This window comes from Okeania sp. SIO3B5, assembly GCF_010692555.1.
In the GTDB taxonomy this organism is placed as follows: domain Bacteria; phylum Cyanobacteriota; class Cyanobacteriia; order Cyanobacteriales; family Microcoleaceae; genus Okeania.
On record NZ_JAAHHG010000005.1, the window covers coordinates 12,885 to 23,544 of the forward strand.

The 10,660-nt window shown below is 33.8% G+C and carries 8 protein-coding genes; 7 read left to right on the forward strand and 1 reads right to left on the reverse strand.

Features of this window, described 5'->3' with window-relative positions:
* Positions 1 to 449: 449 nt before the first annotated feature.
* Complete coding sequence (locus F6K54_RS01130) at positions 450 to 983, forward strand: cupin domain-containing protein (RefSeq protein ID WP_293073283.1); 534 nt, start codon at positions 450 to 452, stop codon at positions 981 to 983.
* A 517-nt stretch (positions 984 to 1,500) separates the two neighbouring features.
* On the opposite strand, the gene F6K54_RS01135 is transcribed toward F6K54_RS01130, so the two are convergent.
* The gene (locus F6K54_RS01135) at positions 1,501 to 1,686 is read right to left on the reverse strand and encodes a hypothetical protein (protein ID WP_293073285.1); all 186 of its coding nucleotides are present in this window, start codon (positions 1,684 to 1,686) and stop codon (positions 1,501 to 1,503) included.
* 1,064 nt (positions 1,687 to 2,750) lie between these two features.
* On the opposite strand from F6K54_RS01135, the gene F6K54_RS01140 reads away from it, so the two are divergent.
* The 6 genes from F6K54_RS01140 to F6K54_RS01165 all read left to right on the forward strand — a co-directional run bounded on the left by F6K54_RS01140 (position 2,751) and on the right by F6K54_RS01165 (position 10,257).
* Positions 2,751 to 2,969, forward strand: coding sequence for a DNA cytosine methyltransferase (locus F6K54_RS01140; RefSeq protein ID WP_293073287.1), 219 nt, complete (start codon positions 2,751 to 2,753; stop codon positions 2,967 to 2,969).
* Positions 2,970 to 3,080: 111 nt separating this feature from the next.
* Entirely contained in the window at positions 3,081 to 4,046 is a 966-nt protein-coding gene (locus F6K54_RS01145; RefSeq protein ID WP_293073289.1) for a DNA cytosine methyltransferase, read from the forward strand.
* A 395-nt stretch (positions 4,047 to 4,441) separates the two neighbouring features.
* Positions 4,442 to 5,632: a transposase gene (locus F6K54_RS01150; protein WP_293073291.1), complete on the forward strand. Its 1,191-nt coding sequence runs from the start codon at positions 4,442 to 4,444 to the stop codon at positions 5,630 to 5,632.
* Between the two features lie 186 nt (positions 5,633 to 5,818).
* Positions 5,819 to 6,481 carry a DUF3318 domain-containing protein gene (locus F6K54_RS01155; protein WP_293073293.1) on the forward strand — a complete coding sequence of 221 codons (663 nt, stop codon included), beginning with the start codon at positions 5,819 to 5,821 and terminating at the stop codon, positions 6,479 to 6,481.
* Positions 6,482 to 7,456: 975 nt separating this feature from the next.
* Positions 7,457 to 8,461 (forward strand): sugar transferase, encoded by a 1,005-nt coding sequence (locus F6K54_RS01160; protein ID WP_293073390.1) that lies wholly within the window; start codon positions 7,457 to 7,459, stop codon positions 8,459 to 8,461.
* A gap of 566 nt (positions 8,462 to 9,027) precedes the next feature.
* Positions 9,028 to 10,257, forward strand: coding sequence for a glycosyltransferase family 4 protein (locus F6K54_RS01165; RefSeq protein WP_293073296.1), 1,230 nt, complete (start codon positions 9,028 to 9,030; stop codon positions 10,255 to 10,257).
* Positions 10,258 to 10,660: the final 403 nt, after the last annotated feature.

Genomic DNA, 10,660 nt, shown 5'->3' on the forward strand with positions numbered 1-10,660 from the left:
CAGTAATCTTGATTGAGGGGAGTTAAAAGGGGTAATTCTCATTTCATCTATAAATTTTGTCACAGATAATTTGGGCAACAATTAGCACTTATTCAGAAAAATAATTGTCGCTCGTTTGGTGAATTTACTAATTTTCTGAGACTGGCAACTGAGGAGATAATTTTTCAACTCCAGTAATTTTGATTGAGGGGAGTTAAAAGGGGGAATTCTCATTTCATCCATCAATTTTGTCACAGATAATTTGGGAAAAAATTAGCACATCTATAGGACTACTAGGACTACCCATTTGAAATTTTTGTTTTAAATTTTTGAATAGATTTTTTGAAGTGAGTATTTAGCAAATAATTTTTTTATGGTAAAAGACCTAAACTTACTACTAGATATAGAAGACTAGCAAGCTAAAATATCTCGGTAAATCTTTTAGTTATTAATTATTAAAAAGAAAAGCTATGGAAGGATTGAGAAGAATTGTTACCGGACATAATACTGATGGTAAATCAATCATAATGATTGATGGACCCCCAGCAAGATCGATAGGTAAGGAAATCGGAGGACTATTTGAAATATGGAACACTGATGGAAATCAAATAAATACTCTTGATGAAATTGATAGAGCTGATACTGATGTACTTTTGTCTCCTCCAAAAGGAGGAACCAAGTTTAGATATTTTGCGATAAATCCTATTCCGGAGGGAGTGCCAAAGGAAAAGCTTGAGGAGTTAGCAGCTATAGCTTTTGCCGAAATAGGTGCATCTCAAGATAGAGTCGATACAACTCGACATCCTGGAATGCATAAAACAAAAACAATAGATTATATTATTTTACTAAAAGGAAATGTGACTCTATTACTAGATGATGATGAAGTTCAGTTAAAACCATTTGATGTTGTGGTTCAACGAGGCACTAATCACGCGTGGGTAAATAATGGTAAAGAACCTGCACTTTTTATCGCAGTTCTCATTGATAGTGATTTGAAAGATTAACTTATTTAATAGTCTTTTAAGATGTGGTAATAGAATTAAAGTCAGTCGCCTCTCCTTTTCAGGGGTGACAGGAACCTCTAATTATAATTATCAATAAAATACTATTTATCTTCCCAAATACTTTTATAGCTTTGAGAATCTGAAAACCTATTTTTATCAAAACTTGTTTAAATATTACTATCGGCATTTAAGAAGAATCTAGTTGGAAGACAAATCTCATCTCATTCACAGATATTCTCATAGCAAATAATTCGATAGTTTGGGTGCATCTCATATTTGCAAAAATAACTTTTTTCCTATATATTCCCTGTTGCCTATTGCCAGATGAGCTGTTGTCTAAAAGCGATAAATTTTTGGCTCTATTCAAAATTGAGATGCACCCAAAAAATTTTCCTTTTATTCAATCCTCTTCCTAAAAGGAAGAGGTAATTATCCATTATTAATTATTGAACGTACTTAGTAAGTTGTCTACTATAATTTTGCCTGAGTAAAAAGTTGAAAGTTGAAAAGCTATTTTTTATCTAAAATCATTCAATTCTACTGCCAGTATCGAACAAGTATCTAGTCGAGTATATGAGGAAATATTTGAATAGTTTGACAAAATATATCCTTCCTTAAACCGAACAATTCTATACTTAATCAAATTGACATTTGTGAGTAGATTTTGAACAAAGCGATCGCTCAAATATCTCTCATCATTCACTATTCCCTAACAACTGCTGCGAAGTCTAATTTCTACGAGATATAAAATATTGGGCTACAGGCCACCGGAATCATAGATTAATATTTAATGCCTTTTTTAAATTTAGTTTTAAGTTTAAGCGATCGCAAACTACCTTTAAATCAAAACTTGAGGCCAAGAGAATTAAGATAATTTTTACTAATCTAAATAGACTTTAAGATTGTTTGTGCAAATCAAAAAAATCCCTTTTTTTCTCAATTATTACAAAATATTTCACGAGCTTGCGTTGTTTCAGCGATTTGTATCATACTCTGAACATTAAGGTATGATGCCAATGTTATATCTAAAACAAAAATAACCTCCTTTCAATCAAGCTACAACCCAGTATTTACGTTAAAAATATCCTAGATATTGCGATTTGCAGCGAGCTAAAATAAGCTCAAAAAAACAAATTTTGCATAAGTCAAAATACCTGAGTAATTATATACATTGACAAAACGCCACAAATAGTATAAAAGCTTGCTCTATCTAAAATATAATTATTGCCATCTCAGTTTCCTATTTCTGATTTCCTCAAAGCTAAGACCCAGATTATTGATTAAACTGAATAACTCTTAATTGCCTATGTTTGTATAGCAAGGAACTCTTAACCAGTTCAGAAGGCAAAAGTCGGAAAAAATCAGACCGTATTTGATTCACGATCAGTCTATCTCCTTAGCAACTCAATATTTGCTATATCTTTAATTTGTGGCGATCGCCACCTAATTTTTACTAGGTTAAAAGAATATTTAAGCAAAAGTTTCTTACTCAACAATTAATAATTAACAATTACCTCTCTTTAAAAAAAGAGGATTAACTAAAAGGATTATTTTTATAGCAGAAAGAAAAGGGAAGAAGGAAGAAGGAAACATATTGCTTTGCCTGAGTTTTAAGCTTTTGATATGTCATCGCCCTTTCCTTCGACTGCTATATTTTTTCTCCTTGATGCGTAGAGACTTTCAACCTTAATTATTCGGTAAAATTACTCTCTGAGGTAGAATTAATCAATCTACAAAACCTTAATATCGCTAAATTATTTATAGTAAATGGTGCAAAAAATCAAAATATTTTCCTTTTTTTCAGGTTGTGGCTTTCTAGACTTAGGCTTTGAAAATAGTGGCTTTGAAGTTGTCTTTGTCAATGAAAAATTTTCTCCCTTTATGAGAGCTTATCGTTATGCTCGACAATTATTAGAAATATCTGAGCCAGAGTATGGATATTTAGAAGACGATTTATATCATGTCCGGTTGAACAGTGATAAATAAATAACTACGGAGGAGTCAGGAGTCAGGAGTCAGGAGTCAGGAGTAAAGAGGGAAGAAAGAAGAATAACTGGAGTTGAAGGAGAAAGTTTTTTTATAACTAATTATCCGGACATGATATTAGTTAATTTAACTGGGGAAAATGGAAAAACCCATTTACAAGAATTAGTCAAAAATGCTCAGAAAAATTCTGATTTTGTCGGATTTATTGGCGGACCTCCTTGTCCTGACTTTTCAGTAGGAGGAAAAAACCGAGGGAAAAGTGGAGAAAATGGTAAATTATCAGATGCTTATATAGAATTAATTTGTCAACAAAAACCAGATTTTTTTGTATTTGAAAACGTTAAAGGTTTATGGTCAACCAAAAAACATCGAGCATTTTATGAGGAAATGAAGCGCAAGTTGTATAGATACGGATATATCATTACCGAACGTTTAATTAATTCTATTGAGTATGGAGTTCCCCAGGATAGATATAGAATTATTTTAATAGGCTTCCGATGTAACTTACTGAAAGATAAAGGTTTTGATATTAACTATACTCAGGTAATTCCTGAAAATATTTTTCCCTGGGAAAAGTATGTATTGTATCCTCAAAATCAAGTCTTTTCTTATCCTTGGCCTCAGACAAATACCTTTGTAGAAAATTCTCAAATAGATTGCCCGGATGGAATACCTAAAGAACTAACAGTTGAATATTGGTTTAGGCAAAATAATGTTGTTTCTCATCCTAATTCAGAACATTATTTTCAACCAAGAGCTGGTCTAGTAAAATTCGAGAAAGTAGCAGAAGGAGATGATGGAAAAAAATCTTATAAACGCCTTCATCGATGGCGTTATTCTCCTACAGCTTGTTATGGAAATAATGAAGTTCATTTACATCCATATAAAGTTCGTCGTCTTTCAGTAGCAGAAGCATTAGCTATCCAATCTTTACCTAAAAAATTTGCTTTACCAAGTAATATGACTCTCACTCATCTGAAGAAAGTTATACAAGTATTGCTTAATTTTTATATGGTGACGATCTGCCTATTTATGGTGAAAAACCCGATGATTGGAAACCATCAGGAAAAAGAATAAAGCGTGGTTTGTATAGAAGTAATAATAATTGGTTAATTAATGCAGATTGTCAGGTCCCTGCAAATATAATCACAAAAGTAAGCAGAAAACTAAGGTTAAACTTAAGGCAACTGTGTAGGGGCACAATGAAATTGTCCCCAGAGAGTGTATTTTAGCTAAGAACAGACGGAGGAACACGGATTTATCCTGTTGCGTAGTATCTACTTAGAATCCCCTCGGCAGAGAGCCAGGGGAGTAGTTAAGGTAAACTATCAGAGAATCTTGAAAGAGGACTCCCGTTATAATTTTTAATTTAGTGGTGAGATGAATTACAAAAATGTAAATTAATTGCACGTTCTCCCAACAGATTTTGTGTTAAAATTAAATAGTATTTAGTTAGAAGTTGAATAACAAAGTTGATTACTTTAACTTACCAATACAAGCTTAAACCAACTCAGCATCAAGAGGCAGAAATCAACCAGATTCTTGATGTTTGTAAAAGTGTATATAATTACGCTTTAAGAGAGCGTAAAGATTGGTTAAGTTCAAGGAAGTCACCAATCAATAGTTGCTCAATCCTAACTGAATATATTATCCATGCTGATGCAGCTTATCCTAATTACAATTATCAAGCAAAAAACCTAACAATAGCGAAGAAGACTAACCCTAAATTAAAGTCAGTTTCGGCTAAGAGCCGACATGAAAATGCTCAAGTTCTACAACAAACTTTAAAAACTTTAGACAGGGCATTTTCGGAAATGAAATCTCTGGGTAAAGGCTTCCCTAGATTTAAGAAAAAGATGAGAAGCTTTGTTTTTCCTGCCATGCTGAAAAATTGTTTAGGTAATAATAGGATGAAACTACCTCAACTAGGTTGGATAAAAATTAGACAAAGTAGGCCGTATCCAGATTTTTTTCAAGCTAAACAAGCTAGGATAGTTAGAAAAGCAACTGGTTATTATTTGATGATTACCTTTTTTTCATCAGAGTCGGTCCCAGAAAATCTAATAGGTGAAAGATCATTAGGTATAGATACAGGCATAGAAAGTTTTGTAGCTACTTCCACTGGCAAATTAATCAAATCTCCTAAGTTTTTATTGAGTTCACTGCGCGAGTTGAAAGCGAAGCTCCTCCGGAGGATAGAATTGCTGCAAAGAAGACTTAAGAAGAAAACAAGAGGTTCAAATAACTGGTTAAAACTCCAGAATAAAATAGCTAGATTACATGAAAAAATAGCTAATACAAGACGAGATTGGCATTTTAAACTAGCTCATCAATTTTGCGATTTTACAGACAATATTTTTGTTGAATATCTGAATTTTAAGTCTTGGTCTAGAGGCATTTTTAGAAAACAATCTTTGGATTCTGGAGTTGGTCAGTTTATCAACGAAATATTGCCTTATGTTTGCTGGAAACGAGGTAAGTATTATGCGAAAGTTGACAAGAATTATACATCTCAAGAATGTCCTTTATGTGGTCATATTCAGAAGAAGAAATTGTCTGATAGAAAACATAATTGCAGCAACTGTAATTATCAAATAGATCGTGATGTAGCTGCTGCACCCACCCCCATCCCCTCCCGGGAGGGGAGCAAGAGGGGTGGGTGAGGATTAATAGCCGTGGGGCACACGGTTAAAGAAAAAGCTTGTGGAGATGGTCTGACGGGGGTACAAATCAAACAGGTTGAGTTGTTATCTAGTTAAGAATCTGTGATACAAGAATCTCCCGTTATAATCTCCGATTTAACGGTGAGAGTGTCAAGTGTTGAAAAATCTATAGGACTCAAACAAACTATGACATCTTATGCTACTGCCACTGCCAGAGCCGAAATGAGTGAAATTAGACGCCTAAAAGGCTTACTACCACCAGAATTACAAAGTTGGGTCATGGTAGAAAAGTCCATTGAAGTCAATCCCCCACTCATTCGCAGCGAAGAAATAGGCAAAGACCAAATAGAAATATCCATCGACCTCACACTTTGGGAGCAATTAGCATTAGACCAACGTAACCTATTATTCTGGCATGAAGTGGCCAGAATTCAAAACGATACAATTCCCAGGGATGGTTGGGAAATGGCAGCCCTTGCTATTGGTTTAGGGGGTGCTGTGGGCGAGCTATGGGTACAGGATGGTCTACTTTTAGTTCTAGCTTTAGCTTTGTGTGGTGTATCTGGGTATAGACTCTATATGAAGAATAATGGAGAACGTAATCTCAAAGAAGCAATAGAAGCAGACGATAAGGCGATCGCCCTAGCAACTCGTTTCGGTTACTCTCTTCCTAATGCCTATAAAAGTCTGGGCAGTGCTCTGAAAACTTTAATCGAACAAACCCCCAAAAAACGACAGAGGGCCAAATATGAAGCACGACTTCAAGCTCTCAAGCGCAGTGCTACTAAAGCTAAGGCAAGAGTTAAAGGAGGTCGTGAAACTTCACGCTCTGAAAATATCTATAACTAGACAGGTAATCTTGAGTGGGTTAATCATACATTCATCAAAACTAGTGCAGAATGGCGGAAATAACTGACCAGTTACAAAATCCTAAAAGTCTTACCAATCAATACTTCTGACTTCTGACTTCTGAATTCTGACTTCCACGTAGCGGCACTAGGCTCGGTAGTGAGTAACAACCCACTCAAATTGATTCTACTTAGGGCTTGCTGATTAAATATCAAATAATTGCCAGATAAAGGTAAGTGCCTTTTTAGGTATTGAAAAAGTACATGGTTTTCAGCTCTTCATGCTCAAAAAGGAGCGCATTTTTAGAAGAGTTGGGCAAAAAAATTCTCCCCTACTCCTCTACTCCCCTACTCCCCTACTCCCCTACTCCCCTACTCCCCTACTCCTTAAAAAAGACTTTTTCAGCAAACCCTACTTAGTGCTGATTAAATATCACGCGCATTGACTGATATTGGTTTTAGCAATGTTTAAGTCTCAAAAAATGTCAGCTTTTCGGTGGCAAGAGCTGCATAAAGCTAGTATTTTGGGACAATGATGACAGAAAAATTGTCCCTCAATTTTTCCGACTACCCCCTCGCTCATTCCCATTTCTCCTGTTCCCCTCCTGGGAGGGGTTAGGGGTGGGTTGTCTCCTGTCTCCTACCCCTACTATAAAGACTTTTTCAGCAAACCCTACTTATTTTGGTGTTATGATGGCGATATAGCTAGATTAACAGAAAATAGAGTTTGGTTTCTGCTGATACCATCTAAATATGTTCTATTCTCGAATGTATTTGGCAGAGGTTAGTATACTTTAAATTCATACATTAGTATCTAACCATTGCTAATCATTAGTCTAGAAGATGGTCTAACCATCAAGGTTATTTCTATACGATCATTTGAACATAATTATTAAGTTGATTATGCCAAAAAAATCTCAGAAATAACTTTTATAGAAATAAAACTATAATAATGAAAAATAGGAACCAAGATTTTATGGTCAGCCAAACCTCAGAAACAAATATTCAAGTAACTTTGAGGGATAAAACTCCTATAATTCGTTTACCTCTTCGTTTTACTGTATCAGAGGCAGAATTATTTAAATTAACTTGCCAAAAACTTTTCCAATCAGAAAATACTACAGACAAAATTATTATTGATTTTAGTAGCACTAATTTTATCGATAGTTGTGGAATTGGTTCTCTAGTCACAAGTTTAAAAATAGCAAGAGAAAAAAATATAGAATTTATACTATCTGGCGTTAATTCTCTAGTTATGGGAGTATTTTATTTAACTGGACTAGACAAAATTTTAATCATCGAAGAAACCCCAAATTCAGAAGTTAAAAGCAAGAGCAATAGTAAACCAGAAGAAAATCAACTCCCTGTTACCCATCCTTCTATCAAATCTTGGGTAAAACGTCTGATTGATATTGTCGGTGCTTTAGTAGGATTATTTATTACAGGTATTTTGTTTATTCCCATCGCTATTTTTATTAAGCTTGATAGTCCTGGTCCTATATTTTTTGGTCAAATACGATGTGGTTGGATGGGAAAAAATTTCCGAATGTGGAAATTTCGCTCTATGTGTATAAATGCGGAACAACTTAAGAGTAAAATCAAGAATCAAGCTCAAGGTGCAATCTTTAAAAATGAAAACGATCCACGAATTACTAAAGTTGGTAAATTTTTGAGGCGAAAGAGTTTGGATGAGTTACCTCAGTTTTGGAATGTACTGAGGGGAGATATGAGTTTAGTGGGAACTAGACCCCCAACTCCTGATGAAGTGGAACGTTATGAAGTACCTCAATGGCAACGTTTAGATGTTAAACCTGGTATGACAGGAGAATGGCAAGTTAATGGTCGTTCTCAAGTGAAAAATTTTGAAGATATTATTAGGTTGGACTTAAAGTATCAACAAAATTGGAGTCTAATGTACGATATAAGGTTAATTATTAAGACTGTGGGAATCTTATTTAAGAAAAGTGGTGGAGCTTATTAGGATAATTAAAATACTATACTTTTTCCTTCTCTTTCTAGTTCTAGGTCTATAAATTTTTTCTCACTAAGATATTAGCCTTAAATATTAGCCTTAAATATTATCAGAACATTTATTTGTTTTTAGTTGTATCTGGATAAATCTGATTATTATAACTTAAATTATAAGCTTAACTAGCCTCAAGTATATTTATGATCAATAAACTGAGAAAATTGAACTATTAGTTACATTTAGATATTTTTGCATAAATCGATAACAGGAGCTTAAAATCTGATTATTAAAGAAAAGAAGTTTTGTGAAATATCTATATCTAAAAGATGAGAAAATAAATAAATTAAAAAACTTGATTTTTAATTGAAATATATATGTTCAACCCCTTTTTATATAGCAGAAGTAAGAAGGAAGAAGGAAGAAGGAAGAAGGAAGAAGGAAGAAGGAAAAATCTTGCATTGTCTGAATTTTAAAGCTTTTAATTTGTTCGGGACCTTTCCTTCGACTGCTATAGCAATTTAGAAGGCTTTTATCTTCTATATAGTTATGCTCGAAATATTAACTTAATTAGTTAAACTATGCGTATTCTTATTTATTCCTATAATTATTACCCAGAACCAATTGGCATTGCTCCCTTAATGACTGAACTGGCAGAAGGTTTTGTGAAACGTGGTCATCAAGTTCGTGTAGTGACTGGTATGCCAAATTATCCTGAACGTAAAATTTATGATGAATACAAAGGAAAGTTTTTTCTAACTGAGGAACTAAATGGTGTAACAGTCCAACGTAGTTATATCTATATTCAAGGTTCTAAACTAGGAGTTTTAGATCGATTATTGTTAGATGGTAGTTTTATTTTTTCTAGTCTTTGGCAAGCTTTTAATGGTTGGAAACCTGATGTTATTTTTGCAACTACTCCTCCTATATTAATTTCTTTACCAGTTAGTTTTTACGGATTATTTTCTAATTCTTCTGTGGTTTTAAATGTTCAAGATATTGTTTCTGAAGCTGCTGTAAGAGTTGGGTTAGTTAAAAAAGATAGTTGGATAGTACGTATAGCTCAAGGTGTGGAAAAATTAGCTTATCGAAGAGCTACGAAAATTAGTGTTATTGCTGAAGATTTTGTCACTAATTTAGTTGAACAAGGGGTTGATTCAGACCAACTTGTTTGTATTCCTAATTGGGTAGACCTTAATTTTATTAGACCTCTGGATCAGAATAATCAATTTAGAGAGGAACATAATCTTCAAGATAAATTTGTCGTTGTTTATTCTGGGAATATTGCTCTAACTCAAGGGTTAGAAACGGTAGTTAAAGCTGCTGCTAGTCTCAAGGAAAAATCGGAAATTCGTTTCGTAATTTTGGGGGAAGAAAAAGCACGTCAACAACTAAAAGAGTGTTGTGAGCAATATCAAGCAGATAATGTACTTTTGCTCCCTTTAGTACCACGAGAAAAATTACCAGAAATGTTATCTGCTGCTGATATTGGGTTAGTAATACAGAAGAAGAATGTTACTGCTTTTAATTTACCTTCAAAAATTCCTGTTATTCTTGCTAGTGGTCGTCCAATAGTAGCTTCTGTGCCAGATACAGGTACGGCAATAAGAGTTGTTTCTGAAAGTGGTGGTGGAATAGTGGTTACTCCAGAAGATTCTCAAGCTTTGGCACAAGCAATTGTAGAGTTATATGAAAATCCAGAGAAACTTCAGCAACTTGGTCAGCAAGGGAGAAAATATGCAGAGGAAAATTTTGGGTCTAAAAATGCTTTGAATAGTTATGAAGCTTTATTTACTGAAATTTTACAGTAGAGGGAGTAGGGAGTAGGGAGTAGGGAGTAGGGGGAAAATAATTAATGATTTCTGTTCAATAATTGATTTTATTTTTGATTATTGGATATATCTAATAGTTTTTTGTTTTAGTTATTAGGGAATAGGGAAGATAGGCAACAAGCAAATAAAATATTTACCCAGTCAATTTTAAAGATGCTTTCTATACAAAAAAAAGTTTTTGTTTATTCATATTCCCTAAGAGGGAGTAGGGAGTAGGGGAAAATAGTTGATGATTTCTGTTCAATAATTGATTTTATTTTTGATTATTGGATATGTCTAATAGTTTTTTGTTTTAGTTATTAGGGAATAGGGAAGATAGATAGGAAAATAGGCAACAAGCAAATAAAATATTTACCCAGTCAATTTTAAAGATGCTTTCCAT

What these genes read in the sequence shown, in the direction of transcription:
- F6K54_RS01130 (WP_293073283.1), top strand. Translation starts at nt 450, where the DNA reads ATGGAAGGATTGAGAAGAATTGTTACCGGACATAATACTGATGGTAAA.
- F6K54_RS01140 (WP_293073287.1), top strand. Translation starts at nt 2,751, where the DNA reads ATGGTGCAAAAAATCAAAATATTTTCCTTTTTTTCAGGTTGTGGCTTT.
- F6K54_RS01145 (WP_293073289.1), top strand. Translation starts at nt 3,081, where the DNA reads ATGATATTAGTTAATTTAACTGGGGAAAATGGAAAAACCCATTTACAA.
- F6K54_RS01155 (WP_293073293.1), top strand. Translation starts at nt 5,819, where the DNA reads ATGACATCTTATGCTACTGCCACTGCCAGAGCCGAAATGAGTGAAATT.
- F6K54_RS01160 (WP_293073390.1), top strand. Translation starts at nt 7,457, where the DNA reads ATGGTCAGCCAAACCTCAGAAACAAATATTCAAGTAACTTTGAGGGAT.
- F6K54_RS01165 (WP_293073296.1), top strand. Translation starts at nt 9,028, where the DNA reads ATGCGTATTCTTATTTATTCCTATAATTATTACCCAGAACCAATTGGC.